24 protein-coding genes are annotated in these 24,398 nt (G+C 63.4%); 14 read left to right on the forward strand and 10 right to left on the reverse strand.

Annotated elements, in window-relative coordinates; translation table 11 throughout:
• Positions 1-12: 12 nt before the first annotated feature.
• The 3 genes from A0O30_RS05745 to A0O30_RS05755 form a co-directional block, all read right to left on the reverse strand.
• Complete coding sequence (locus tag A0O30_RS05745; RefSeq protein ID WP_105945854.1) at positions 13-1,128, reverse strand: succinylglutamate desuccinylase/aspartoacylase family protein; 1,116 nt, start codon at positions 1,126-1,128, stop codon at positions 13-15.
• Positions 1,129-1,228: 100 nt separating this feature from the next.
• Entirely contained in the window at positions 1,229-2,887 is a 1,659-nt protein-coding gene (locus A0O30_RS05750) for an ATP-dependent DNA ligase (protein ID WP_105945855.1), read from the reverse strand.
• Positions 2,884-3,906, reverse strand: a complete 1,023-nt coding sequence (locus tag A0O30_RS05755) for a ligase-associated DNA damage response exonuclease (RefSeq protein ID WP_105945856.1) — start codon at positions 3,904-3,906, stop codon at positions 2,884-2,886. Before A0O30_RS05755 ends, A0O30_RS05750 begins: the two co-directional genes overlap by 4 nt.
• A 205-nt stretch (positions 3,907-4,111) precedes the next feature.
• On the opposite strand from A0O30_RS05755, the gene A0O30_RS05760 reads away from it, so the two are divergent.
• Positions 4,112-4,294, forward strand: coding sequence for a type II toxin-antitoxin system HicA family toxin (locus A0O30_RS05760; protein ID WP_105945890.1), 183 nt, complete (start codon positions 4,112-4,114; stop codon positions 4,292-4,294).
• The gene (locus A0O30_RS05765; protein WP_256589612.1) at positions 4,291-4,740 is read left to right on the forward strand and encodes a type II toxin-antitoxin system HicB family antitoxin; all 450 of its coding nucleotides are present in this window, start codon (positions 4,291-4,293) and stop codon (positions 4,738-4,740) included. Before A0O30_RS05760 ends, A0O30_RS05765 begins: the two co-directional genes overlap by 4 nt.
• A gap of 38 nt (positions 4,741-4,778) precedes the next feature.
• On the opposite strand, the gene A0O30_RS05770 is transcribed toward A0O30_RS05765, so the two are convergent.
• Together A0O30_RS05770 and A0O30_RS05775 are read right to left on the reverse strand one after the other, a co-directional pair.
• Positions 4,779-7,220 (reverse strand): penicillin acylase family protein, encoded by a 2,442-nt coding sequence (locus tag A0O30_RS05770; RefSeq protein WP_105945857.1) that lies wholly within the window; start codon positions 7,218-7,220, stop codon positions 4,779-4,781.
• A 103-nt stretch (positions 7,221-7,323) separates the two neighbouring features.
• The gene (locus tag A0O30_RS05775; RefSeq protein WP_105945858.1) at positions 7,324-8,664 is read right to left on the reverse strand and encodes a PLP-dependent aminotransferase family protein; all 1,341 of its coding nucleotides are present in this window, start codon (positions 8,662-8,664) and stop codon (positions 7,324-7,326) included.
• A 171-nt stretch (positions 8,665-8,835) separates the two neighbouring features.
• Here A0O30_RS05775 and A0O30_RS05780 point away from each other — a divergent pair, with 171 nt between their 5' ends.
• Genes A0O30_RS05780 through A0O30_RS05795 form a run of 4 tightly spaced genes read left to right on the forward strand, consistent with a single transcriptional unit; the run spans position 8,836 to position 12,441 of the window.
• Positions 8,836-9,549, forward strand: coding sequence for a serine O-acetyltransferase (locus tag A0O30_RS05780; protein ID WP_177410253.1), 714 nt, complete (start codon positions 8,836-8,838; stop codon positions 9,547-9,549).
• Complete coding sequence (locus A0O30_RS05785) at positions 9,546-10,334, forward strand: alanyl-tRNA editing protein (protein ID WP_105945859.1); 789 nt, start codon at positions 9,546-9,548, stop codon at positions 10,332-10,334. The genes A0O30_RS05780 and A0O30_RS05785 overlap by 4 nt, the downstream gene beginning before the upstream one ends.
• Positions 10,331-11,542: an MFS transporter gene (locus tag A0O30_RS05790; RefSeq protein ID WP_105945860.1), complete on the forward strand. Its 1,212-nt coding sequence runs from the start codon at positions 10,331-10,333 to the stop codon at positions 11,540-11,542. Before A0O30_RS05785 ends, A0O30_RS05790 begins: the two co-directional genes overlap by 4 nt.
• Positions 11,539-12,441 carry a pyridoxal-phosphate dependent enzyme gene (locus tag A0O30_RS05795; RefSeq protein WP_105945861.1) on the forward strand — a complete coding sequence of 301 codons (903 nt, stop codon included), beginning with the start codon at positions 11,539-11,541 and terminating at the stop codon, positions 12,439-12,441. Before A0O30_RS05790 ends, A0O30_RS05795 begins: the two co-directional genes overlap by 4 nt.
• A gap of 31 nt (positions 12,442-12,472) precedes the next feature.
• Here the strand turns inward: A0O30_RS05795 and A0O30_RS05800 are convergent, their stop codons facing one another.
• From A0O30_RS05800 to A0O30_RS05815, 4 genes are read right to left on the reverse strand one after another with little or no spacing between them, the layout of a single operon-like run.
• Entirely contained in the window at positions 12,473-12,670 is a 198-nt protein-coding gene (locus A0O30_RS05800; RefSeq protein WP_009684590.1) for an SEC-C metal-binding domain-containing protein, read from the reverse strand.
• Positions 12,671-12,677: 7 nt separating this feature from the next.
• On the reverse strand, positions 12,678-13,154 hold the full coding sequence (locus A0O30_RS05805; protein WP_105945862.1) for an LEA type 2 family protein: 477 nt from the start codon (positions 13,152-13,154) through the stop codon (positions 12,678-12,680).
• Between the two features lie 2 nt (positions 13,155-13,156).
• A complete protein-coding gene (locus tag A0O30_RS05810; RefSeq protein ID WP_025754557.1) occupies positions 13,157-13,633 on the reverse strand; it encodes a YchJ family protein in 477 nt (158 codons plus the stop codon).
• Positions 13,634-13,635: 2 nt separating this feature from the next.
• A complete protein-coding gene (locus tag A0O30_RS05815; RefSeq protein ID WP_060497855.1) occupies positions 13,636-14,130 on the reverse strand; it encodes a DUF6231 family protein in 495 nt (164 codons plus the stop codon).
• 159 nt (positions 14,131-14,289) lie between these two features.
• Between A0O30_RS05815 and A0O30_RS05820 the strand changes: the two genes are divergently transcribed.
• The 4 genes from A0O30_RS05820 to A0O30_RS05835 all read left to right on the forward strand — a co-directional run bounded on the left by A0O30_RS05820 (position 14,290) and on the right by A0O30_RS05835 (position 16,916).
• Positions 14,290-14,982: an OmpA family protein gene (locus tag A0O30_RS05820; RefSeq protein WP_016713781.1), complete on the forward strand. Its 693-nt coding sequence runs from the start codon at positions 14,290-14,292 to the stop codon at positions 14,980-14,982.
• Positions 14,983-15,071: 89 nt separating this feature from the next.
• Positions 15,072-15,791 (forward strand): OmpA family protein, encoded by a 720-nt coding sequence (locus tag A0O30_RS05825; RefSeq protein ID WP_105945863.1) that lies wholly within the window; start codon positions 15,072-15,074, stop codon positions 15,789-15,791.
• Between the two features lie 98 nt (positions 15,792-15,889).
• Positions 15,890-16,165, forward strand: coding sequence for a DUF1145 domain-containing protein (locus tag A0O30_RS05830; RefSeq protein WP_016713783.1), 276 nt, complete (start codon positions 15,890-15,892; stop codon positions 16,163-16,165).
• Positions 16,158-16,916, forward strand: coding sequence for a hypothetical protein (locus A0O30_RS05835; protein ID WP_105945864.1), 759 nt, complete (start codon positions 16,158-16,160; stop codon positions 16,914-16,916). Before A0O30_RS05830 ends, A0O30_RS05835 begins: the two co-directional genes overlap by 8 nt.
• Before the next feature lie 118 nt (positions 16,917-17,034).
• On the opposite strand, the gene A0O30_RS05840 is transcribed toward A0O30_RS05835, so the two are convergent.
• Positions 17,035-17,499, reverse strand: a complete 465-nt coding sequence (locus A0O30_RS05840) for a CopD family protein (RefSeq protein ID WP_105945865.1) — start codon at positions 17,497-17,499, stop codon at positions 17,035-17,037.
• A gap of 98 nt (positions 17,500-17,597) precedes the next feature.
• On the opposite strand from A0O30_RS05840, the gene dinG reads away from it, so the two are divergent.
• The 4 genes from dinG (at position 17,598) to A0O30_RS05860 (ending at position 24,391) form a co-directional block, all read left to right on the forward strand.
• Positions 17,598-19,742, forward strand: coding sequence for an ATP-dependent DNA helicase DinG (gene dinG, locus A0O30_RS05845; RefSeq protein ID WP_019096578.1), 2,145 nt, complete (start codon positions 17,598-17,600; stop codon positions 19,740-19,742).
• A 79-nt stretch (positions 19,743-19,821) separates the two neighbouring features.
• Entirely contained in the window at positions 19,822-22,056 is a 2,235-nt protein-coding gene (locus tag A0O30_RS05850) for a beta-galactosidase (protein WP_105945866.1), read from the forward strand.
• Positions 22,057-22,165: 109 nt separating this feature from the next.
• Positions 22,166-23,311 (forward strand): serine hydrolase domain-containing protein, encoded by a 1,146-nt coding sequence (locus tag A0O30_RS05855; protein ID WP_105945867.1) that lies wholly within the window; start codon positions 22,166-22,168, stop codon positions 23,309-23,311.
• A 99-nt stretch (positions 23,312-23,410) separates the two neighbouring features.
• Entirely contained in the window at positions 23,411-24,391 is a 981-nt protein-coding gene (locus A0O30_RS05860) for an OmpA family protein (RefSeq protein WP_016713789.1), read from the forward strand.
• Positions 24,392-24,398: the final 7 nt, after the last annotated feature.

The following is a 24,398-nucleotide window of genomic DNA, read 5'->3' on the forward strand; positions in this document are numbered from 1 at the left end:
GGTTTTACCGAATCAGTTGCCCAGCAGGTAGCCACTGCGACATACCTGCTCGCCAGCAACATGGGCGATGACCATGCCAGAAGTGGCCATGCGCCTTACGCTGCGGGCATACAGCAGGCCCGGTTGGCTGTTGCGCACTGCCGTTACCCGGTCACTGAGCGGGTCGATGACTTCGGCAATCAACTGCCCGGCTTCCAGGTGTTGTCCGGGTTTGGCGTGATACACCAGCAACCCGCCCAGTGGCGTCACTACCGGTTCGACAGCAGCCAGCGGCGTGGCCGGGCTGGGCAAGGGTGGCAGGGCAGGGCTGGCGCCTTCGATAACGCCCGCGTGGGTAAGGAAGTCGAGTATCGCCTGGCAGTCTTTGCTGGCCAGGTCATGGCTGACATCGGCCTGGCCGCGCAGTTCGACCGTTACCGAGCAGCAGCCCAGCGGGATCGGGAAGCGCTTGCCGAAGCGTTGCTGCAACTGCCACCAGACCAGGCTGAAACATTCGTCGAACGACTGCCCGCCCGAGTCGGTGGCCAGCAGGCTGGCCTGGGCGCCCAGGTAGCGGGCCAGCGGCTCGATGTGTGGCCAGGCATCGGGTGTGGTGTACAGGTGTTCGACCGCCTCGAAGTCGCAGTGCAGGTCCAGCACCATGTCGGCATCGCAGGCCAGGCGCTGCAGGATCAGGCGCTGGGCTTGCAGCGGTGTGCGGGCCGGGTGCGCGTCCAGCCCACGACGCAGGTATTCGCGGATCAGCTCGACGTTGTGCGCCGGGTTCTGGGTCAGGTGCTCTTCGATCTGGTCGCCGATGCTGTCCGACAGGTCGACGAAGTTGCGGTTGAAGTTCTCGCCGCTTTGCAGCTCGAAGCGCCCCAGCGGTGCATCCAGCAGCACTTGCTCCAGGCCGACCGGGTTGGCCACCGGCACCAGGATGATCTCGCGCTGCAGGCGGCCTTGTTCTTCCAGCGCAATCAGGCGGCGCTTGAGGTGCCATGCCACCAGCATGCCGGGCAGTTCGTCGGCATGCAGGGAAGCCTGGATATAGACTTTGCCGCCACTGCGAGGGCCGAAGTGGAAACTGTGCAACTGGCGGGTGATGCCCGGAACGGGTGAGAGCAGGTCGTGGGTTGAATGGTGCATGGTGGTCCTGGATGCGTGGCGAATACGGTCTGCGACACAGGTCGGCACACTGATAGAAGCATAGTTTTTAGGGTTGCGCCTCAATGGAGTCGCCACCTTTTCAGGCCAGCAGTGCCTGCAAGGTGGCCAGGTCATCCGCCTCTTCCACCGGCTTGTCCAGCCGCCAGCGCAGCATGCGCGGAAAGCGCACGGCAATACCGCTCTTGTGGCGCCTGGACAAGGCAATGCCTTCGAAGCCCAGTTCGAACACCAGCGTAGGCGTTACGCTGCGCACCGGGCCGAAGGTTTCCACCGTGGTCTTGCGGATAATGGCATCGACCTTGCGCATTTCTTCGTCACTGAGCCCCGAATAGGCCTTGGCAAAGGGTACCAATGTTCGCCCCTGGGTGCCGGCCGGTGCGTCCCACACGGCGAAGGTGTAGTCGCTGTACAGGCTTGCACGCCGGCCGTGGCCGCGTTGGGCATAGATCAGCACGGCATCGACGCTGAACGGGTCGATCTTCCACTTCCACCAGGTACCCATATCCTTGGTGCGCCCCACACCGTAAAGGGCCTCGCGTTGCTTAAGCATCAGGCCCTCGACACCCAGGCTGCGCGACTGTTCGCGCTGGTGGGCAAGGTCGGCCCAGTCCGGGCCTGTCAGCAGCGGCGACAGCAGCACGGGGGCAAGCGGGTGCGCATCGACCAAGCGTTCCAGTTGGCTGCGGCGCTCGTGCTGCGGCCGGTTGCGCCAGTCTTCGCCTTGCCACTCCAGCAGGTCGTAGGCCTGCAACACCACCGGTGCGTCGGTCAGCAATTTCTTGCCCAGCGTTTTGCGCCCCAGGCGCTGCTGTAGCAAGGAAAAAGGCTGCACGGCCAGTTCAGCCCCCGTATCACCTGGCTTCCAGACCAGAATCTCGCCGTCGAGCACCACGCCATCGGGTAGCGTCTGCGCCAGGCTGTGCAGTTCCGGGAAGCGCTCGGTCACCAGCTCTTCGCCGCGCGACCACACCCACAGCTGGCCCTCGCGCTTGACCACCTGGGCGCGAATGCCGTCCCACTTCCACTCGATTTGCCAGCTGCCTGGCGGCCCGAGCAAAGTATCGAACTGGTCGATAGAGGCTTGTAGCGGGTGGGCCAGGAAGAATGGGTAGGGCTGGCCGCTGCGCTGGCGATGCTCATCGGCGGACTCCGGGGCGATCAGCTTCTGGTAGCTGGCTGCGGTAGGGCGATGGCCAATATCGGTGTAACCGACCAGGCGCTGGGCCACGCGCTTGGCGTCCAGCCCGGCCAGTTGCGCCAGGGCGCGGGTGACCAGCAACTTCGATACGCCCACGCGAAAACTGCCGGTGATCAGCTTCAGGCACAGCATCAGGCTGGGGCGATCCAGCTGCGCCCAGAGCGGCTGCAGGCGCTGCTGAACCTGCTCAGGCGGTAGCCCGCGCAGGGGCAGCAAATGCTGCTCCACCCAGGTGGCAAGGCCTTCATCGCTGCCATCGGCGTGTATGGGTAGCAACAGCGAAATGGTTTCGGCCAGGTCACCCACTGCCTGATAGCTTTCTTCGAAGAGCCAGTCCGGCAACCCGGCCTGAGCCGTTGCCTGTGCGCGCAACACGCGAGTGGGCACCAGCTGGCGCGGGCGCCCGCCGGCCAGAAAGTACACGGCCCAGGCGGCATCCTCGGCGGGGGCATTGGCGAAATAGTCGCGCAGTGCCTCAAGCTTGGCGTTGCTGGACGTGGTCGCATCCAGGCGCAGGTACAACGTGGCAAAGGCTTTCATGGTGTGGGTTCGGCCGTGACGACGTCGTCTTCGTCTTCGTCGCCGTATTCGGTGGCGAAGGCGCGGGCATCGAGGCCTTGTTCGTTGAGGTAGCGCACCAGCACGTTGACCGAGCCATGGGTGACCATCACCCGTTCGGCGCCGGTCTGGCCGATTGCCCACAGCAGACCGGGCCAGTCGGCATGGTCCGAGAGGACGAAGCCCCGGTCCACACCGCGCCGCCGGCGGGTGCCGCGCAGCAGCATCCAGCCACTGGCGAAGGCATCGCTGTACTCGCCGAAGCGGCGCATCCAGCTACTGCCGCTGGCCGACGGGGGCGCCAGGACCAGCGCTTGGCGCAGCAGTGGGTCGTTGCGCGGTATATCGCCGGCGTAGAGGGTTTTCGGCAGGTGGATACCGGCGTCCCGGTACACCCGGTTGAGCGGCTCGACGGCGCCGTGCACGAGTATCGGGCCGATGCTGGCGTCCAGCCCATGCAAAATCCGCTGGGCCTTGCCGAAGGCATAGCAGAACAGCACGCTGGCCTTGCCCTGTTTGCTGTTGGTCCGCCACCAGGTATTGATGTCGGCGAAGACCTCAGCCTGGATGGGCCAGCGATAAATGGGCAGGCCGAACGTCGACTCGGTGATGAAGGTGTGGCACGGCACGGGTTCGAAGGGCGTACAGGTGCCATCGGGCTCTACCTTGTAGTCACCGGACGCGACCCAGACTTCACCTTGGTACTCCAGGCGCACCTGTGCCGAACCCAGGACGTGTCCGGCCGGGTGCAGGCTCAGGGTCACCCCACGGTGAAGCAGGCGCTCACCGTAGGGCAGGGTCTGCAAATCGATGCCCTGGCCCAACCGGCTACGCAGAATGCCGGCACCTGGGCTGGCGGTCAGATAATGGCCATTGCCGGTACGTGCATGGTCACCGTGGCCATGGGTGATCACGGCGCGGTCCACGGGCCGCCAAGGGTCGATGTAGAAATCACCGGGCGGGCAGTAGAGGCCTTCGGGGCGGGCGATGACAAGGTCCATAGGGCGAGCGCGGGTTGCCGAGAATACCTGTTAAGAGCTCGGAACGGTCTCGGGAGTTCGAACGGTTTTACTTAGCGAAATGGACTACACGCCATTCAGAAATGCCGAAAGGCCTTTTGCGGTTAACTGTGTGTGGTTGAACGGGTGCAACAAAAATGTTGCGATCTGCTGGCGCGTCATGCACATTGACTCTACGAAGGCCTGCATGAAATACAGTGAATTCCGCCGATGGCTGCGTAGCCAGGGCGCTACGTTCGTGGCTGCCAAGGGCAGTCATTTCAAGGTTTACCTGGGTAATCGCCAGACGATTTTCCCGGACCATGGTGCGAAGGAAATAAGCGAAGGCCTGAGAAAGAAAATCCTGAAAGACTTGGGATTGAAAGCATGAAGGGTTCAGAGAGGCATGTGATGATATTCGAGTATCCGGTGGTTGTTCATCAAGAAGGCGGTAGTGTCTGGGTGAGTTGTCCCGATGTGCCAGAGATGGCCTGCGCGGGTGATACTTCGGAGGAAGCATTGTTCGATGCGGTGGATGCCTTGGAGTCTGCGCTTTCGTTCTATGTGGATCAGAAACAGGCTATCCCTCTACCTTCAGCGCCTGCGGCTGGCCAGCCCGTGGTACGCCTGCCAGCCCTGACGGCAGCGAAGGCGGCGCTGTGGAATACGATGGTGGGACAAAAAATCAGCAAGACCGAGATGGCACGCCGGCTAGGGGTAAATCGTCCCCAGGTCGATCGTCTGGTCGATCTGTTGCATCGCTCGAAAATCGAGCAGGTTGAGCATGCCTTGCATGTGTTGGGACAGCGGATCGAGCTTTCAGTCGTCGCTGTTTAAAGCCCGAGCCGCCACAGCTGGCGGCTCGGACTGAAGGCTTACTTGCCAGGCGCCAAGGTCAAGCGCTGGCTGCCATACGCCCGCCCGAAGTTCTGCTGCTGCAGCGGCAGGCTCATGAACCGGCCTTTGAACCAGGCATCCAGTCCGTCGTTGTAGTGCGCGCTTGCCGGGTTACCGGACTGGCCGCTGCTGGTCAGCACCTGCAACGGTTCGGGCTGGCCGAAGTCGACGATCATCCGCGTCGAGGCCGGCAGGCGGGTGTCGAAGTCGCTGCCCCAGGCGTATGGCGTCAGGGCCAGGGTGGTGAAGTCGCCACCTGCAGCCAGTGGTGAGCGGCTGATGGCTTCGCCCAGGCCATGGTAGGCCGGTGCTGGCCAGCGGTACTGGTGCAGCTTGCCCCACTGCCAGGCGCGGCGGTCGGCGCCCAGTTGCGCGATCCCGGCGTCCATTGCTCCCGCCAGGCTGCGGGCGAGAATGGCAGGCTTGTCTTCTTTTTGTGGGGTGTTGCGGTCATCCCAGAACGGGCTGTCGTCGCGGCCCAGCAGGTGATCGGCCTGGGCCGAAAACGACAAGCGGGCATTGCTGACGAACGCCTGCCAGGCCGGGCCGGATTCCGGGCCCAGGTCGTCGAGGAAGGTTTGCCGCGTTACCTCTTGCAAGAACAGCTCGTACAGCGCGGCATCCGCCGACACTGGGCTCAGTCGGCCATCGAAGGCCTTGAGCCGGGCCAGCGTGTCGCGGGCCTTGTCGCGTTGTGCGGCAGGCAGGGCGTCGATCGCCTGCTTCAAGGGCTGGGCCATGCCGGGGGCGTCGAACATCTGCTTGAGCTTGTCGGCCAGCAGGGTCACCTGGTCGTTCTGCAGGGCCATCAGGCTGCGGCTGTCGTGGCGGCCATTGCCGGCCAGTTGGGCCAGGCGCTCGGCGCGCTCAGGGTAGTACCAGGTGCTGGACAGCTGCATGCCGTAGCCGCGCGGCAGGCTGCGCTGGTTGGCGTGGCCGATCCAGCCAGCAGGCGGGTCCTGGTCGTACGGGTGCAGCATCGGGTCGGCATAGCCATCCCAGTCGTAGCGCCCGTCCCAGCCCGGCGAGGGCAGCAGGCCCTGGCCTTCGCGGCGGTTGGGGTAGCGGCCACTGACTTGCCAGCCGATGTGCTCCGGCTCGGCGAAGACAAAATTGAGGGCCGCGGCGGTCACTTCGCGGGTACTGTCGAAGGCGCGTTCCACGTTCCTGGCCCGGGTCAGGTCGAACAGCGCATCCAGGCTGCGGTCGCCTTTGAACTGCGGCAGGTTCAGCGCCAGGCCCAGGCTGGCGTTGTCTGGCTGGGCCAGCAGGGTGCCGTGGCGGGTGTCATACATCACCTCGCGCAGCGGGCGCTGGCCTCGGACGAAGAACGTTTCGCTACGGGCGCGGGCCGGCAGCCATTTGCCGTCGGCCAGGTAGCTCAGCTGGCTGCCTTGACGACGCAGTTGCTCCAGGAACAGGTCCTGGTTGTCGGCCATCACGGCGCTGCTGCTCCAGGCCAGTTTGCCGTTGTAACCGGCCAGCACGATCGGCAAGCCCGGCAACGACAGGCCGGCAACCTGGTACTTGCCGGTGTGGATCTGTACCGGGCTCAGGGCCCAGGCAGCGCGGCTGTCGCTGGCCAGCAGGCTCTTGCCACTGCGGCTGCGCTGCGGGGCCAGGGCCAGGTTGGCCGAGCCCGGGCTGCCGAGCAGGTCGAGGTCGGCCAGTTTCTGGCTGGCGGCCGCCAGCGCTGGCAGGCCAGGCAGCTGGCTGGCCAGGTTCAGGCCCTTGAGCTTGTCCACCTCGCCTTCGGCCAATGGCTCGTCCGGGGCGCCTGGCAGCAGCCAGGCCAGCTTGTCGCTGCCGGCTTTCTGCGCGAGGGTCAGGGCACTCAATTCTTCCTGCAGGTTCACCGATTGGCTGAACGCGTACAAGTTGAAGATCAGCGCCGAGTCTTCGGGCTTCCAGTATTCCGGGCGATAGCCACTGCTGGCCAGGCCGGCCGGCAGCTTGTCGCGGTAGCGGAACAGGTAGGCGTTGACCCCGCGTGCGTACACTTCGAAAAAGCGCTTGAGCCGTGGCGAGGCGTCGGCGTACTGCTGGGCGGCGCTTTGCTTGAGGTTGGCCGCGCGCATCAGGCGGTCGATGTCCAGCGCTTCGCTGCCGGCCAGTTCGGCCAGGCGGCCTTGGGCCAGCAGGCGCATGGCGACCATCTGCTCGATGCGGTCACCGGCATGCACATAGCCCAGGCTGAACAGCGCATCATGGAAGCTGCTGCTTTCGATCAGTGGCGCACCCATGGCATTGCGGCGTACTGAAACATTCTGCGCCAGGCCCTTGAGCGGCTGCACGCCACTGGTCGGTGGCACGCTGTCCTGGTAGCCGCCCGTCTGGCAGCCGGCCAGCCCGAGCATGCCGAGCAGCGTGGCAGCGGTTGCGAACCGCGGGCGGAAGGGAGGAAAGGCGGGGGCGGCCATGACAAGGGCTCCTGCAAGGCGTGGCGGGTTTCGAAAGGCGCTAAGGTAGTAAGCGCGCAGGCGCCATGCAAGGTCCCAGGTCGGTTTATTTGCCAGCGCTGCCTCAAACGTTGAAGTGGTCTGCCAACGTCTCGGAAAAGTGCGTGCAATTGATGCGCGCATAGCGCCGGTAGTCACGGGTAACGGCGAACGCCGAGCCGGGCATCAGCAGGATCTTGTTTTGTTCCAGTTTGCGCACCAGGGGTTGCAGGTCTGGCAGGTCCGGGTGGTAGACCCAGAGGAACATCCCCCCTTGCGGTGCGATTTCAAACTGCCAGCCTCGCTCGATCAGAAGCCGCTGGGTCTGGACCTGCTGCCTGATCAGGCGCTGCTGCACATCATTCATGTGCCGGGCATAGGTGCCATCCGACAATATGGTGTTGACGAAGCGTTCGCAAAACGCCGGGACGGCAACACAGGTCAGCAGTTTCAGGCGTGTCAGCGGTTCGATCAGGTCTTGTGAGCAGGCGATGAAGCCCACGCGCAGCGATGCTGACAGGCATTTGGAGAAACTGCCGATGTAGATAACCCGGTCAAGGTTGTCCAGCTCGGCAAAGGTCTGGCGTACGGCCGGGCTGAAGTCGCCATACACATCGTCCTCGACCACGAAGAACTCGTGCTCTACCGCCAGGCGCAGGACGCTGAAGGCGTTGTGCGGGCTGATGTTGCTGCCGGTCGGGTTGTGGAAGGTGCTGTTGCAGAAAAATGCCTTGACCTTGTGCCTGGCCAGGTAGGTTTTCATCTCTTCCACGTCCGGCCCGTCCTGGGTTCGCCGTATGCCGACAACGTGCCCGCCCGCCAGCTGGATCAGCTTGATCAGGTTGCCGTTACCCGGCTCGTCGACGAAAACGTGGTCGCCTGGCTTGATCAGTAGCCGCGCAACCAGGTCCAGGCCTTGTGTAGCGCCCAGTGTGGTCAGCAACTGGTTGGGGCGGACATCGACACGGGTCAGCCGTTTCATGTGTACGCACAGCTGTTTGCGCATGGGCAGGTAGCCCTGGATGTCGCCGTACTCGGCCAGCGAGCTTTGCTCCAGCCGCGCCGTGCGGCGAATGGCCTTGGCCAGCAGCTCGGTGTCACGCCAGGCGGGGGGGAGCCAGCCGCTGCCCAGCTTGGTGTAGTGCTGGCCACCTTGCAGCAGCTTGAAGAGCGGGTCGCCCGCCATGCATTCGGGCTCGTGTATCACACCGGTTTGCCGTGACCGGGTCGCGACGAAGTAGCCCCTGCCCGGTGAAGCCGTCAACACACCTTCGCTGACCAGCTGGGCGTAGGCCGAAACAACGTCGTGGTAACTGAAGTCGACCGCAGCCGTCAGTTTCCGGATGGAGGGCATGCGCTGCCCGGGCAGCCACTCCCCTGCATCCAGGCGTTGTCTTAACTGGTGATGAAGGCTGCTGGTGTTCATGGCAGGTCTCAAACCGTTAGAAAAAAAAGCCTAACAGTTAACGGAAATGCTTGTCGACTGTTCGTTTTCAAATGGCCAGTACATGCCACTATTCCCTTGTCGGAAGTGTTGGTTGCCCGCAAAGGCAGCACCTTAAGCGTCTGTTCAACCAGACAACTGGATATCGAGCCCATGCACTCTATGGATATGCAATCAGCCGTCATTGCCAGGCTACCTGTGCCTGATGAACCGGAAACATTCAAGGTTGTAAGGAACCTTGTTACATCGGCGCTATTGGAGTGTTGTTCAGTTGAAGAATTCGAAGCGTTTAAAGAAACTGCAGTTATTCAGTGTGTCACCGAACAAGCCCATGCCGATTTGCAGGCCTTTGCCCTGAAAGATCCGGCCGCGGGCTGCGACCTGGTCTTCATTGCAAGAACGTACACCTCTTATTCTGCCGTTCTGCATTATCGGCTCGCCCATTGGATCTACAACAATACCGCTGCTGCCTATGGTGCCGGAGGTCAATGCCTGGCGGCCATGATCTCCAGGCGCGGCAAAATGCTCTCCGGGGCGGAGATCCACTTCCGCAGCCGTATTGGCGCACGCTTCATCATCGATCACGGCATGGGCACCGTCATAGGCGAAACCTCGACCATTGGTGACGATTGCTACGTGCTGGGCGGCGTCACCCTGGGCGCCCGCGGTATCAGCGGCAACCCTTCAAGCCCCAGGCACCCGACCTTGGGTAACCGGGTACAAATCGGCGCATTCGCCAGTGTGCTGGGCGCTATCCACGTGGGTGACGGCGCATTTATCGGGCCGGGCTGCATTATTACCAAAGATGTTCCCGCTGCTGCCCGGGTACAGGTTAAAACATCATTGCAGGTGGTGCTGGAATCATGAACGCTCTGAACTATGAAGTTTTACGCAATACCGAAAAGCTGTATTACAAAGACCAGTACCTGGCCGGCGTTGATACGCAAGTAACACGCGTGCACAGTGATGGCATTGAATTACAAAGTACCGTGGCTTACCCGGAAGGTGGCGGCCAGGAAGCGGACTTCGGCACCATTGAATTACCGGTGGGAACTGTGCGGTTTGTCTGGGTGAAAAAACTGTATGGCAGCCCGATTCGCCTCGAAGGTTTCAAGGGCGGAAAACTGGGCGGCATCATTATTCACAGCCTGCACCCTGATGACCTGCACTTGCTGGATGACGTCACGCCAGGCATGCCGGCCCGCATCACCATCGATGTTGAACGGCGCGAACGGCTGACGCTGTCTCACAGTGCCAGTCACTTTCTGTATGCCGCTGCTATCGGGCTGCGTGAAGAGCTGCAGCAATGGACCATCGGCTGCCACATCAAAGAGGATTCGGCACGTTTCGACTTCCTGGTCGAGGACGCTTTCACGGCCGAAGAGGTGGTTGAAATAGAGCGGCGGGCCAACGAACTGATCGGCTGCGATGCACCCATCGAGCACTACGCGGTCGAGGGCCTGGAAGACGCACGTTTGTGGACCTACAACGGCATCGAAATTCCGTGCGGTGGCACACACCTCGATTCACCAGGGCGTATCGGGCGCCTGAGCGTCAGGCGCAAACGCCTGGGTAAAGGTAAGGAACGGCTGATCTGCGCGTTCCCCGATGCCGAAATCGACCTGTCCACCTACCACGGGCACGCACTATGAACAGCACGTTACCGCGGCGCACGTACCTGTATTTCACCGCACAGTCGATCAACCTGACCACAGCGGTCATGTCCGTGACCATGGCCGCCATTGTCGGCGCGGCGCTGGCCCCTGATGCCGCGTGGTCCACCGTGCCATACGGGTTTCAGTTTCTGAGCCTGATGCTGGCAACCTACCCGGTCTCCAGGCTGATGAGCCGCATCGGCCGCAAGAAGGCTTTCATGCTGGGCGCGATTCCTTTGGCATTGTCGGGTATCAGCGGCTTTCTGGCGGTGGAGCACCAGCATTTTGCAACGCTGGTCCTTAGCCATTCTGCGCTGGGCGTGTACATCGCCTTCGCCAACTTCAACCGCTTCGCGGCCACCGACAATCTGTCTCAGGCCCTGAAGCCCAAAGCCCTTTCGCTGGTTGTGGCTGGGGGCGTCATCGCCGCGGTGGTCGGGCCGACGCTTACCGAGTGGCTGCGAGATGTGGGCGGCTATCCACTGTTTTCGCTGTGTTATGCCGCGTTTGTCGGCCTGGCGCTGCTGTCACTGCTGATTGCCCTTTGCCTGCCAGACGATGGCGGTGTGACCAGCACGGTCAACAGCGCCGCCCAGTCGGCCCGCCCACGCACCGAGCCGTTAAGCCCGAGTGTGGTGGTAGCAATGGGCGTTGCTGCACTGAGCTACGGGATCATGAACCTGCTGATGATCCAGGCCTCGATGCACATGAAGCACATGCACGAGGACTTCTCGGACGTACGCCTGGCGATCCAGTGGCATGTGATTGCCATGTTTGCCCCGTCGTTCTTCACCGGCGCGATCATCCAGCGGTTGGGTATCAGGACCACCATTTGCACGGGCCTGGCCCTGCTGCTCGGCTGCTCGGCCCTGAATATCTGGTCGCACAGCTACGCCATGATGACCCTGGCACTGATTGCCCTCGGGCTGGGTTGGAACCTGACGTATGTAGGCGGCGGCGCCTTGCTGGCCCAGTCGCTGCAGAACAGCCCGGCAGCGATGCAGATGCAGGGCAAGAACGACCTGGCAATCGCCATCTTCGCCACCCTCGGCGCGTTCAGCCCTTCGCTGTTGCTGAGCACGGTCGGCTGGGATGGCACCAACGCCATCTGCATGGTCCTGTGCATCGGGCTGCTGGTTGCCACTGCCGGCCTGCTGCAGAACAAGGCCTGCCTGCATACTTCAATGGAAGGTAGCCGCAAATGAGCGAGCTCATCAGTGTCAGCGATCGCATCTATACCAAGCTGGAAATGAACAACCCGGGGGGAAGCCACAAATACCGGGCGGCCCGGCGCATCGTCGAGCATGCCGTACGCAATGGCGACATCATTCCCGGTGTGACAACCGTCATCGAGAAAACCGGTGGCAGTTTCGGCTTCGGCTTGCTGGCGGCCTGTCACAAGTACCAGGTCGCGGTGGAGCTGGCGGTCGGGCTGAGCTTCAGCCAGACAAAGAGGGATCTGCTCGAGTGTTTCGGTGCCCGGCTGATCGGCAAGGAAATGCTGATGGCCGGTGCCACCCCCAAGGATGTGGTCATGCACCACCTGGACAACCAGGCTGCGTTGGGCAAGTCATACTTCTATACCGATCAGTTCAACAACCCGGTGGGTATCGAGGCCCACCGTTACCAGACGGCCAGCGAGCTGGCCGTGCAGCTGACCAACGCCGGGGCAGGGCGGGAAGTCCTGTTTGTTGGCTGTGCGGGTACGGGTGCAAGCTTCACGGGCATTACGCTGGGGCTGAAAGATCACGGTTTCGAGGTGTCGACGGTGTTGGTCGACCCCTGCGGGTGTGACTCAAGGGCAGGTGTGTTTGCCGACCACCGCTTCGAAGGCATGGCGGTGGGGGTTTGCCCGCCCTTCATGGACTGGTCGCTGGTGGACGAGCGGGCCCAGGTGCAACACGCAGAGATGCTGGCTGCGCAGCGCTGGTTCTACATGCAAAGTGGCATTTTCGTGGGCAATACCGCTGCCGCCTGCCTGGCCGTTGCTCAGCGCATGGCCCAGCACCCGCGGTATGCCGGAACCACTGTGGTGACCATCGCCTATGACGCCGGCCTGTGGTACCAGGACCTGCTGGGGGCGACCCGGCGCAAGGCCGCATAGGCCAAGGCCCTCAGCAGGGGGCGACGTCAGATCAGGCGCCGTGGCACTTTTTGAACTTCTTCTCGCTACCGCATGGGCACGGGTCGTTACGGCCAACGTCCTTCAGGGCGTTACGTACCGGCTCCTGGTGGCCGTGGTTGCAGTGCGGGCCGTGAACATGGCCATGGTCATGGTGGTGATCATGGTCGTGGTTGCAGTCAGGGCCATGAACGTGGGGTTGCTGGGACATTGCAGGGTTACTCCGGGATGTGATCGCCGGGGATTATCTCACCACTGCGCGATAAGTGCAGGTCCCGATGGATAAGCAGCCCGGTCGCCAGTTCGCCCTGCAGGGTGTAGTGCAGCGGTTGCTTGCTTCTGAGCAGCTTGGCCAGCGGCTTGAGGTGCTGCCACAGGTTGGTACGCGCGGTGATCTTGAAGGTACGCCGGGCATGCCCGCCCACGCTGCGCCATACGCTGGTTTCATCCTGCACCAGCAGCAGGTCGTTCAGGCGCACGGCATACGACAGGTTGCGGATGAACAGACGGCTGTCATTGGGGTTGTCGACTTGCAGGTGCAGCACGAACTCCTGCTCCAGCAACCTGGCCTTGACCGTTTCGACTTCGACCAGGCGCACCTCGGGTTCGCGCCAGTCTTCACCGCCCCAACTGCTGCAGCCCGCCAGCCATGTCATCAGTGTACCGAGCAGCAGCAGACGGGCGCGGGCGTTCATGCTCAGCTCCCGACGTAACTGGCGCAGCATTTCTTGAACTTCTGCCCGCTGGCGCAGGGGCAGGGGTCGTTGCGCCCGGCCTTCAACCCGACCGTAGGGTCGATGAAGTACCAGCGCCCGGCATGCTGGACGAACGCCGAGCGTTCGCGGTGCTGGTGGTCGCCCTCCTGGTCGTGCCAGCGTGCGGTGAAGGTGACAAAGCCGTGTTCCGGTTGGCCGCCGAGTACTTCAGCGCTTTCTACCTCCAGGCCCAGCCAGGTGCTCTGGGCGCTCCAGGCGGCCATGGCGGCACGGTCCAGGTCGGCTTGTTGGGCAGGCAAAGTGGTGGCCACCAGGTAGTCGACCAGGCCCAGCACGTAGGCACTGTAACGTGAGCGCATCAGCGCCTGGGCATCGGGTGCCGGGGTGCCGGCATGGTAATGCCCACAGCAGGCATCCAGCAGGTTGCCACTGCCACAAGGGCAGACCGAGACACTCATCATCACCACCAGTACTTGCCGAAGTTTTCAGGGTTGGCCCAGAACCTGGCGTTGAGCCAGTCCGGGACCTGCTTGTAGTCATGTAGATCATAGGTGAACAGGCTCAATACCTGCTGGTCACGGCAGAATTTCTCGCTGGCCGACAGGGCCAGGGCGAAAAAGTCGGTGTCTTGCCAGCCGCAGGCGGCCAGGTCGGCCAGCACGGCAACCCGGCTGGCATTGAGGTTGCGGATGCCGCCGAGCAGTTCCAGGCCCGTGCGTTTGGGCAGGTGCTCCAGGCAGTCCACCAGCACCGCCAGGTCAAAACGCTGGGCCGCAAGCTCGGCCGGAAGCGGGCCAGGGGCCGCTGTGGCGATGCTCACCTGCGGGTGTGCCGCGGCGAAGGCGTCGAGCGCCGGGAAGCGTGTGCCCACCAGCAGCAGGCGTTGCGGGGTGAAGCGCTCCAGCAGGGCTGCCAAAGCCTGCTGCGGCGTACGTTGGGAGAAACCTTCGGTCATTGCCAATCCTCGTTCAAGTCGTCCAAGACTAGCGGGCCGCAGCCTGCGGGCAAAGAGGCATGTGACCGCGTCGTGGCTTATTGCTGGCAGGGTTGGAATGCGCGGTCTTTACTCCCAGAGATCGGCCTTATGCCGATTCCCCCTAGGAGAAGCAATGAAATGAGCATAGTACGCACAGCGATACCCCTGGTACTGCTCACCAGTGTGTTGACTGGTTGTGCAGGTTTGCAAAAAACCGACTGGCCGAAATGTGCCGCCGTCGGGGGTGTAGGCGGCGCCGCCTTGGGCGCTATCGAAAGTTCCAGCTGGGCTGGCTGGGGCGCGTTGCTGGGCGGTGGCCTGGCGGCGGGTTACTGCTGGGCCCATGGAGATGGCGACGAGGATGGCGACGGCGTGCCGGACAGCCGTGACAAGTGCCCTGGCACCCCGCGTGGGGTGCAGGTCGATGCCAACGGGTGCCCGCCTGAGCCGGCAGCCGTGGTCGAGGAAGTGGTGGTGCAGAAAGAAGAGGTCATCGTCATCCGCGATGTGCACTTCGAATTCGACTCTGCGAAGCTGACCGCCCGCGACAAAGAACGCCTCAACACCATTGCCACGCGCCTCAAACAGGAAGCGCCGTCCGCCCGCCTGAGTGTCAGCGGCCACACCGACAGCGTCGGTTCCGACAGCTACAACCAGAAACTGTCCGAACGTCGTGCCCACTCGGTGACCGATTACCTGGTCGAGAGCGGCGTACCGCGCAGCAGCTTCGTTTCGGTGGTCGGTGCCGGTGAAACCCAACCGGTGGCTGACAATGCCACGGCCGAAGGGCGCGCCATGAACCGTCGTACCGAGATCAAGATCCAGCGGTAACACGGCATGCGCCCGTGCCTTGAGCAGTGGCACGGGCGCGTCTTGATGCCGGTCAGCCGTTTGTGGCCAATGACACAGGAGCATTCAGCATGAGTGTGACGTCGAAGGCGGCATTGCCGCTGTTGGTGGCTGCCAGCCTGCTCGCGGGCTGCGCTACCCATAGCGATGGCAGCGCGCCCCTCAACCAAAGGACCTGGCCCATCTGCAGCCTGTTGGGCGGCCTGGTCGGTGGCGGCCTGGGCGCTATCGAAAGTTCTGCCTGGGCCGCAGGTGGCGGCGTCCTGGGCGCCATTACCGGGGGGCTGATCTGCTATGCCCAGGACGGTGACGAAGATGGCGATGGTATTTTCGACCGCCGCGATCGTTGCCCCGACACCCCAGCCAACACGGCGGTCGACCACATGGGTTGCCCGTTGAAGGTGTATCCGGCAGCCCCCCCTGTTACCGCACCCGAACCTGCACCTGAAGTCATCATCCTGGATGACAACGGCGCGGTGATGTTCGCCTTCGATTCCGCCGACCTGACCCCGGCGGCCCAGCAACGGCTGCAAGGCCTGGTGGCGAAGCTCAACTCACCGACGGTAGCCAAGGTCGCGGTGATCGGGCACACCGACAGCGTGGGCTCCGACACCTACAATCAGGCGCTTTCCGAGCGCCGTGCCAGCAGTGTTGCCGAGTACCTTATCAGCCAGGGCCTGGAGCCCGGCAAGGTCACCAGTCAGGGGCGTGGGGAAAGCGAGCCGGTCACCGACAACGAAACCGAGGAAGGCCGCGCGCGCAACCGACGGGTGGAGCTGCACCTCAACTGAGCGGTGCTGGCGCCTGCCTTGGCATTGCAGTTAATGTGGGGCGCACGGCCCGCTCGATCGGGCCGTCTCGACATAACAACAATCGATAGGGGCGGGGTATGAAGTTCATCCTGGGCCTGGGCAAGGTCCTGACGGTCGCTTTCTGGGGTGTGGTGTTGTTCAATCAGCTGTTGCCACAACCTTTGCCCTTCAATCTGCTGATCAATGCCGCTGGTATCTTCCTGTTCGGCCTGCACCTGCTCGAAGTGCTGTTCTTCAATGGCAGCCTGCGTGGGCGCAGCCACCGCTGGTTCGACCGATTGCAGATCCTGTTGACGGGTATCTTCCATGTCATGTCCATTCCCCGTGCGCAGGAGGCGCCGCGAAATGCGTAATCTGATGTTGCTGGCCATGTTGGCCACTCCCCTGGCTCAGGCCGAAAGCCTGGAAGTCGCCGCCAACTCCATGCTGCGCCTGCCCGACAAATCGGCCAGCGTGCACTTCACGCACTTGCGTGTCGCTGATTCGGCAACCCTGCTGCTGCCTGCCTCGCTTGCGCAATTGAAGGTCGACCAGCTTGAGCTGGGGCGTGATGCGCGTATCGCCATTGCACCTTCCGATAGCCCGTTGCTGATCGAGGCGCGCAGCGCCAGGTTGGGCGAAGGCAGTGAGTTCAGTGCTCCAGGGGCTGCCGGTAGCTACCAGCGGGCAGCCCGCTCGGGCCGCAGCCTGGACCTGAAACTGGCTGAGCTGGATGCCGAGCGGGTGGCGATCGATGCCCGTGGCGGCGCCGGTGCGCCGGGGTACGTGGGGCTTGATGGTGCCAATGGCCAGGCAGGTGGTTGCACATGGGGCCAGGCCAGTCGCGGTGCCAATGGCGATAATGGCGGCAACGGGCACGACGGTGCCCCGGGTGGGCGCATTCGTCTGAGCCTGCCGCAGGGCTTCCCGCAGGAGCACATTGTGGTGCGCCTGGATGGCGGCGCACCGGGCAAGGCCGGGGCGGCAGGCAAGGCGGGTAAAGGCGGGGCGAGTAAAGGTTGCCTTGTGTACAGCACCGACGCCGGGGCCAATGGCCGGCCGGGGCAGCCGGGCCAGCCAGGATTGGCGGGGGCAGCGGGTGAGTTGATCCTGCAGCGCCTTTGAAAACCTGAACTGGCCCTATCGCCGGCAAGCCAGCTCCCACCCCGACCGCATCAGCTGCAAGCCATGCAGAGTACCTGTGGGAGCCGGCTTGCCGGCGATAGGGCTAGTTCAGGCAACATCAGATCATCAGGCGCGAACTGGCCACGGCGACCACCGCCATGCCCAGCAGCAGGTTGATCCCCACCATCCGTCGAATCCGCCCCAGCACTGCCGCACCCGTCGGCCAGTCCTCCGCCTGCACCGCTGCCTTCAGCTCGGGCAACAGCAACGCCTGAATGCGCATGAACAAGGCAAACATGGCGATCCCGCCGCCGATCATCACCTGCACGTACTTTGGCGCAGTCTCGAAGCCGCTGAAGCGCATGTGCAACATGCCGATACCACTTATCGCCAAGATCGCCACGGCCACCCAGACCCAGCCGAAGAAGCGTCGGAAAACTTCCACCCACAGGCGCAGCCGCGCAGGCCCTTCAAGGGCTACAACCGTTGCCGGGCGCAGCACCAGCCAGGCGAAGAACATGCCGCCGACCCATACCAGGGCAGCCAGAACATGCAGTGTGTAGGGCAGGGCAAAGGCAAGCATCCGGATCTCCATGCGGCATAATGGGCAATAGCGGGGTATGATAGCCGCCCCGTGTGAAACACTGAAAATATATCCAGCCCTTCGGGCGCCTGCAGACCATGATCAGCAACGAACTCAAAGCCACCATCCAGGGCGCCTATTCGCGTTTTCTCGAAGCCAAGAGCCTCAAGCCGCGCTATGGCCAGCGCCTGATGATCGCCGAAGTGGCCAAGGTGCTTGGCGACATCGCCTGCGACGATGAAGGCCGCCGTGCCGGCGAGCCTGCCGTGGTGGCGGTCGAGGCGGGCACCGGTACCGGCAAGACCGTGGCCTACAGCCTGGCAGCCATCCCGGCCGCCAAGGCCGCCGGCAAGCGCTTGGTGATCGCCACCGCGACCGTGGCCCTGCAGGAGCAGATCGTTTTCAAGGACCTGCCCGACCTGATGCGCAACAGCGGGCTCAACTTCAGCTTCGCCCTGGCCAAGGGCCGTGGGCGCTACCTGTGCCTGTCCAAGCTCGACATCCTGCTGCAGGAAGGCCATGCCCAGTCGGCCACCGCCCAGCTGTTCGAGGAAGAAGGCTTCCGTATCGAAGTCGACGAGCGCAGCCAGAAGCTGTTCAACAGCATGATCGAGAAGCTCGCTGGCAACCGCTGGGACGGTGACCGTGACAGCTGGCCCGAGGCCCTGGAAGACCAGGACTGGGCACGGCTGACCACCGACCACAGCCAGTGCACAGGCCGCCACTGTCCGAACTTCCAGCAGTGCGTGTTCTACAAGGCCCGCGAAGGCATGGGCAAGGTCGACGTGATCGTCACCAACCACGACATGGTGCTGGCCGACCTGGCCCTGGGCGGTGGCGCGGTGTTGCCCGACCCGCGCGATACCCTGTACGTGTTCGACGAAGGCCATCACCTGCCAGACAAGGCCATTGGTCATTTCGCCCATTATTCGCGCCTGCGCTCCACCGCCGACTGGCTGGAACAGACCGCCAAGAACCTGACCAAGCTGTTGGCTCAGCACCCGCTGCCCGGTGACCTTGGCAAGTACATCGAGCAGGTGCCGGAGCTGGCGCGGGAAGTGCGCACCCAACAGCAGTTCATGTTCACCCTGTGCGAGCAGGTGGCGGACTTCCGCCCCAGCGAGGACACCGAAGGCCGTGAACGCCCGCGTTACCGCTTCGAGGGCGGTGTGGTGCCAGAGCAAATCCGCGAAGTGGGCATCGAACTGAAAAAGGGCTTTGCCCGCCTCAACGACCTGTTCACCCGCCTGGCCGACTTGCTCAAGGAGGGCATGGACGGCGAGGTCAATATCGGTATCGCCAGCCATCAGGCCGAAGAGTGGTACCCGCTGTTTGGCAGCCTGGTCACCCGTGCCCAAGGCAACTGGGAACTGTGGACGGCCTTTACCGCCGAGGACCCGGAAGACAGCCCGCCCATGGCTCGCTGGCTGACGCTGGCCGAGAGTGGCGCACTGTTCGACATCGAAGTTAACGCCAGCCCTATCCTCGCCGCCGAAATGCTCCGCCGCAGTCTGTGGAGCGTTGCCCACGGCGCACTGGTCACGTCGGCGACGTTGACCGCGCTGGGCAAGTTCGACCGCTTCCGCATGCGCTCGGGGTTGCCGCGCGATGCCGTCACCTGCGTGGTGCCCAGCCCGTTCGTGCATGGCGATGCCGGCCTGCTGCGGGTCCCCGACCTGCAGGCCGACCCCCGCGATGCGGCGGCGCATACGGCGGCGATCATCCGTGAGCTGCCAAACATCGTCGAGGATGCCCGTGGCGCGCTGGTGCTGTTCTCGTCACGCAAGCAAATGCAGGATGTGTTCGACGGCCTGGACCGTGACTGGCGCAAGCTGGTGCTGATCCAGGGCAACCTGTCCAAGCAGGAAACCCTGAACAAGCACAAGGCGCGGGTCGATGATGGCCAGCACAGCGTGTTGTTCGGCCTGGCCAGCTTTGCCGAAGGTGTCGACCTGCCAGGTGCGTACTGCGAGCATGTGGTCATCGCCAAAATACCTTTCTCCGTGCCCGACGACCCGGTGGAAGCCGCTTTGTCGGAGTGGATCGAGGCTCGCGGTGGCAACCCGTTCATGGAAATTGCCGTGCCCGACGCCTCGTTGAAGTTGATCCAGGCCTGTGGCCGCCTGCTGCGTACCGAGCAGGATCGCGGCGTCATCACCTTGCTCGACCGGCGCCTGGTCACCCAGCGCTACGGCAAGGCTATTCTCAATGCGCTGCCGCCGTTCCGGCGGGAGATTTCCTGACCGCCGGAGCACTTGCTCCGGCGCGTTGTCCATTACTCAGTCTTGGGCCATGACGGCCCTGAAGGAGAGCCCCAGCCTTATGGTCCGCCGTACCCTGCCCGCCGTTTTCGCCCTGTTGTTCAGCTCGCCCTTGCTGGCCGGGCAGCAGACGCTGTTCAGCTTCGTGCGCCCGGCCTCGGTGGTCAATGTGGCGACCGAAGATGCAGGCATGCCGCAGTACAACGCGGAGCAAACGGCCGAGGGCGAGGTGCTGCGCCGTGTGGTGTTCAACCCGGCCCTGCGACCGACCTTGCGCCTGAGCCCGCAAGGCGGGGTGTGGGACTGGTCGGCCGGGCAGTTCCTCACCTTGCGCCTGCAAAGTGCCATGGACTGGGCACTGACTGTTGATGTTACGGTGCAAGGCAGCGATGGCCGCACCTTGACCAGCCGCATCGACCTGCCGGCCGGCCCTGCGCAAACGGTGATGGTGCCACTGACGGCCAGCTCGCCGTTGAGCCAGGGCATGCGCGCCGGCCCTCCCATGCCCTGGAACCATGGCGGCCAGCGCCTGCTACTGACCAGCAGCGCTGGCGCGGTTGACCTCAAGCAGGTGACCTCGGTCAGCCTGAGCATCCCCAACCCCAAGGTGGCGCAGAACCTGCTGATCGAACGGGTGGGCATCCAGGATGACGACCAGGCCTACCAGGCGGCTTACCACGAGCTGATCGATGCCTACGGCCAGTCCACCCGCGCCAACTGGCCAGAGAAGGTCGCCAATGACGATCAACTCAAGGCGGCCGATAAGCGCGAGCAGCAACAGCTCAAGGGTTGGCTGGCTGAGCGTGACAAGCAGCAACTGGACAGCTACGGCGGGCTTGTTGCCGGGCCGGCGTTCGAGGCCAAAGGGTTCTTCCGTACCGAAAAGCGTGATGGCCGCTGGTACCTGGTAACGCCCGAGGGGCACCCGTTCTATTCCCTGGGGGTAAATGCGATAGCTGCAGACGGCGGGCGTACTTACGTCGCCGGCCGTGAAGGCATGTTCAAGGCATTGCCGGGTGAGGGCGAGGCATTGGCGGCATTCTATGGCGAAGGCAACAACGACGATGGCAATGCCTCGTCGCAAGGGCGCAATTTCAAGCAAGGGCGCTGGTTCGACTTCTATGCTGCCAACCTGCAGCGTATCTACGGTAAACCCTGCCCGCCGGCCTTGGAAGGGCAGCCAGCCAACTGCCCGCCGCTGGTACTGGATGCTGCCCGCTGGCAGGCGCATGCGCTCGACCGGTTGCAGGCCTGGGGGTTCAACACGATCGGCAACTGGAGTGAGCCTGCCCTGGGCCAGGCCAAGCGGATGCCCTACACCTTGCCGCTGTCGATCGTGGGAGACTACGCCAGCATCAGCACCGGCATGGACTGGTGGGGCAGTATGCCCGACCCGTTCGACCCACGTTTTGCCATGGCTACAGAGCGCGCCGTGGCCATTGCCGCCCGCGATCACCGCGACGACCCTTGGCTGATCGGCTACTTTGCCGACAACGAGTTGGCGTGGGCTGCCCCCGGTAACGACCCCAAAGCCCGCTATGGCCTGGCCTATGGCACCTTGCGCCTGACCACCGACGTACCGGCCAAGCGCGCCTTTCTCAAGCAGTTGCGCGACAAGTACCGTAACCAGGAGGGGCTGTCCAAGGCCTGGGGCATCGAACTGACCGCCTGGGAGCTGATGGAAGACCCGGGCTTCGAGGCACCGTTGCCCAACCCGGAACACCCGGAAATCGAGCGCGACTACCAGCACTTCCAGCAGGTGTTTGCCGAGACTTACTTCAAGACCATTGCCGACTCATTGAAATGGCATGCCCCCAATCACCTGCTGCTGGGTGGCCGCTATGCGGTCAGCACGCCGGAGGCGGTCAAGGCCTGTGCCGAATTCTGCGATGTGCTCAGCTTCAACTTCTATACCCTCAAGCCGCAGGACGGCTACGACTTCGCCCGCCTGGCCGAGCTGGACAAGCCGGTGCTGGTGTCCGAGTTCCAGTTCGGTTCGCGCGATCGCGGGCCGTTCTGGCCAGGGCCGCTGGAGGTGGCGCGGGAAGAGGACCGTGGCCCGGCCTATGGCAACTTCCTCAAGGCGGCCCTGGCGCAGCCGATGATCGTGGGTGCCCACTGGTTCCAGTACCTCGATCAGCCAGCTAGCGGCCGCCTGCTCGACGGCGAGAACGGGCACCTGGGGCTGGTCGCGATTACGGATATGCCTTACCCAGGGTTTGTCGACGCTGTGCGCAAGAGCAACCTGCAGGCCGTGAGCCAACTGCGTACCCAGCTGGAAAAGCCGGCGCCTTGAGTGCAGGCTACCGTTCGTCGCGACCATTTGGCCCAAGCCAGTTTGCAAAACACCCAACTACTGAAACAATGCACACCTTTTTTGGACATGGTCGTACGGGGTACAGCGGGTGCAGATCCAGGGTCACTATGAGCTGAAGTTCGAAGCCGTGCGCGAAGCCTTTGCCGCGCTGTTCGATGATCCCCAGGAGCGTGGCGCCGCGCTGTGCATCCAGGTGGGTGGCGAAACCGTCATCGACCTGTGGGCCGGCAGCGCCGACAAGGATGGGCAGCAGGCCTGGCACAGCGACACCATCGCCAACCTGTTCTCCTGTACCAAGACCTTCACCGCCGTCACTGCCCTGCAACTGGTGGGTGAGGGCAAGTTGGCCCTCGATGCGCCAGTGGCCAAATACTGGCCCGAGTTTGCCCAAGCGGGTAAACAGTCGATCACCCTGCGCCAACTGCTTAGCCACCGTGCCGGCCTGCCTGCCATCCGTGAACTGCTGCCAGCCGAAGCCCTGTATGACTGGCAGGCCATGGTGGATGCCCTGGCCGCCGAGACACCTTGGTGGGCTCCAGGTACGGAACACGGCTATGCCGCCATCACCTACGGCTGGCTGATCGGTGAACTGATCCGTCGTGCCGATGGCCGTGGCCCTGGCGACTCGATCGTGGCCCGTACCGCCCGCCCGCTTGGGCTGGACTTCCATGTTGGCCTGGCAGATGAAGAGTTCCACCGCGTGGCGCATATCGCCCGTGGCAAGGGCAACCCCGGGGATGCCGCCGCGCAGCGCCTGTTGCAGGTGACCATGCGTGAGCCCGAGGCGTTGTCGACCCGTGCCTTCACCAACCCGCCAGCAATCCTGACCAGCACCAACAAGCCGGAATGGCGGCGCATGCAGCAGCCAGCGGCCAATGGCCATGGCAATGCCCGCAGCCTGGCGGGTTTCTATGCCGGGCTGCTGGACGGCAGCCTGCTCGAGTCCGAACTGCTCGATGAACTGACCCGTGAACACAGCCTGGGCCAGGATCGTACCTTGCTCACCCAGACCCGTTTCGGCCTCGGCTGTATGCTCGACCAGCCCGATGTGGCCAATGCCACCTTCGGCCTCGGCGCACGTGCCTTTGGCCACCCCGGTGCCGGTGGCTCGGTCGGTTTTGCCGACCCGGAGCACGATGTGGCGTTCGGCTTCGTGGTCAATACCCTCGGCCCTTATGTGCTGATGGACCCACGAGCCCAGAAGCTGGTGCGTGTCCTTGCCAGTTGCCTTTGATCGGGTAATGCGGGTATTGCCCCAGCCCTTTGACTATCCTCAATGCCAACGCCTTATGTGTGTGGGCAAAATTTCTTTTAATTTCATGGTGTATCGCTGATGTCTTCACATAAAACCTTAGCACTCGCCCTGTGCCTGACCGCCGTTACCGGCTGTGCCAGCCACTCTCCGGAAGGCTCCAAGGCAGGTGGCTCCAGCTGGTGGCCTTTCGGTTCGGACAAGGTCGCCGAGCAGGAAGTGAAGGCAGCCGTCACTGAAAACGTGGCCAAAGCCGATGCCAAGTCTGAAAGCGCCAGCCGCTGGTGGTGGCCGTTCGGTGGTGATGACAAGCAAGCCAAAGGGCCTGTGGTGCCGAAGATCGACCAGAAGGCCACCCAGGCCTGGCTGGACGAGTACGAGCCCAAGCTGCGCGAAGCCATCAAGGACAGCAAGCTGGAGCTGGAGCGTCGCGACAATGTGCTGGCGGTAACCCTGCCGGTAGACAGCTCGTACAACCCTGACCGCCCGAACATGCTGCTGCCCATGACGCTCGGCCCGATCACCCGAGTGGCCAAGGCCGTCGAAGGTGACCCGAAAACTGCCGTGCTGGTGCTCGGCCATGCCGACAGCAGCGGTGTTGCAGCTGCCAACCAGAAGCTCAGCCTGGAGCGCGCCGCGTCGGTATCGGCCATTTTCCGCCTCAGCGGCCTGCAGCGTGACCGCCTGACCCTCAAGGGCATGGGCTCGGTGATGCCACGTGCCGCCAACGACAGCGCCGAAGGCCGTTCTCTGAACCGCCGCGTTGAAATGTTGCTGACCCCGCAGAACACCATGGTCGCACTGCTGGCCAAATATCAGCAGGCCGGCCCGGCACCTGCGCCGGCTTCGATGGTTGCGGTACAGGATGCCAAGGCACCGGCTGCCAAGGCCGCCGACAGCAAGCCAGCCGCGAAGAAGCCAGTGGCGAAAAAGCCAGCAGCCAAGGCCAAGGCTCCAGCCAAGACCACCGCCAAGAAAAAAGCCGCGCCGGCCAAGCCAGCCGCCAAGAAAGCTACCACTGACAAGAAAGTAGCTGCCAACAGCCCTGCGAAGACCAACTGATCGTCAA

It is taken from the genome of Pseudomonas sp. LLC-1, assembly GCF_002992185.1.
Taxonomy (GTDB): domain Bacteria; phylum Pseudomonadota; class Gammaproteobacteria; order Pseudomonadales; family Pseudomonadaceae; genus Aquipseudomonas; species Aquipseudomonas monteilii.

What these genes read in the sequence shown, in the direction of transcription:
- A0O30_RS05745 (WP_105945854.1), bottom strand. Translation starts at nt 1,128, where the DNA reads ATGCACCATTCAACCCACGACCTGCTCTCACCCGTTCCGGGCATCACC.
- A0O30_RS05750 (WP_105945855.1), bottom strand. Translation starts at nt 2,887, where the DNA reads ATGAAAGCCTTTGCCACGTTGTACCTGCGCCTGGATGCGACCACGTCC.
- A0O30_RS05755 (WP_105945856.1), bottom strand. Translation starts at nt 3,906, where the DNA reads ATGGACCTTGTCATCGCCCGCCCCGAAGGCCTCTACTGCCCGCCCGGT.
- A0O30_RS05760 (WP_105945890.1), top strand. Translation starts at nt 4,112, where the DNA reads ATGAAATACAGTGAATTCCGCCGATGGCTGCGTAGCCAGGGCGCTACG.
- A0O30_RS05765 (WP_256589612.1), top strand. Translation starts at nt 4,291, where the DNA reads ATGAAGGGTTCAGAGAGGCATGTGATGATATTCGAGTATCCGGTGGTT.
- A0O30_RS05770 (WP_105945857.1), bottom strand. Translation starts at nt 7,220, where the DNA reads ATGGCCGCCCCCGCCTTTCCTCCCTTCCGCCCGCGGTTCGCAACCGCT.
- A0O30_RS05775 (WP_105945858.1), bottom strand. Translation starts at nt 8,664, where the DNA reads ATGAACACCAGCAGCCTTCATCACCAGTTAAGACAACGCCTGGATGCA.
- A0O30_RS05780 (WP_177410253.1), top strand. Translation starts at nt 8,836, where the DNA reads ATGCACTCTATGGATATGCAATCAGCCGTCATTGCCAGGCTACCTGTG.
- A0O30_RS05785 (WP_105945859.1), top strand. Translation starts at nt 9,546, where the DNA reads ATGAACGCTCTGAACTATGAAGTTTTACGCAATACCGAAAAGCTGTAT.
- A0O30_RS05790 (WP_105945860.1), top strand. Translation starts at nt 10,331, where the DNA reads ATGAACAGCACGTTACCGCGGCGCACGTACCTGTATTTCACCGCACAG.
- A0O30_RS05795 (WP_105945861.1), top strand. Translation starts at nt 11,539, where the DNA reads ATGAGCGAGCTCATCAGTGTCAGCGATCGCATCTATACCAAGCTGGAA.
- A0O30_RS05800 (WP_009684590.1), bottom strand. Translation starts at nt 12,670, where the DNA reads ATGTCCCAGCAACCCCACGTTCATGGCCCTGACTGCAACCACGACCAT.
- A0O30_RS05805 (WP_105945862.1), bottom strand. Translation starts at nt 13,154, where the DNA reads ATGAACGCCCGCGCCCGTCTGCTGCTGCTCGGTACACTGATGACATGG.
- A0O30_RS05810 (WP_025754557.1), bottom strand. Translation starts at nt 13,633, where the DNA reads ATGAGTGTCTCGGTCTGCCCTTGTGGCAGTGGCAACCTGCTGGATGCC.
- A0O30_RS05815 (WP_060497855.1), bottom strand. Translation starts at nt 14,130, where the DNA reads ATGACCGAAGGTTTCTCCCAACGTACGCCGCAGCAGGCTTTGGCAGCC.
- A0O30_RS05820 (WP_016713781.1), top strand. Translation starts at nt 14,290, where the DNA reads ATGAGCATAGTACGCACAGCGATACCCCTGGTACTGCTCACCAGTGTG.
- A0O30_RS05825 (WP_105945863.1), top strand. Translation starts at nt 15,072, where the DNA reads ATGAGTGTGACGTCGAAGGCGGCATTGCCGCTGTTGGTGGCTGCCAGC.
- A0O30_RS05830 (WP_016713783.1), top strand. Translation starts at nt 15,890, where the DNA reads ATGAAGTTCATCCTGGGCCTGGGCAAGGTCCTGACGGTCGCTTTCTGG.
- A0O30_RS05835 (WP_105945864.1), top strand. Translation starts at nt 16,158, where the DNA reads ATGCGTAATCTGATGTTGCTGGCCATGTTGGCCACTCCCCTGGCTCAG.
- A0O30_RS05840 (WP_105945865.1), bottom strand. Translation starts at nt 17,499, where the DNA reads ATGCTTGCCTTTGCCCTGCCCTACACACTGCATGTTCTGGCTGCCCTG.
- dinG (WP_019096578.1), top strand. Translation starts at nt 17,598, where the DNA reads ATGATCAGCAACGAACTCAAAGCCACCATCCAGGGCGCCTATTCGCGT.
- A0O30_RS05850 (WP_105945866.1), top strand. Translation starts at nt 19,822, where the DNA reads ATGGTCCGCCGTACCCTGCCCGCCGTTTTCGCCCTGTTGTTCAGCTCG.
- A0O30_RS05860 (WP_016713789.1), top strand. Translation starts at nt 23,411, where the DNA reads ATGTCTTCACATAAAACCTTAGCACTCGCCCTGTGCCTGACCGCCGTT.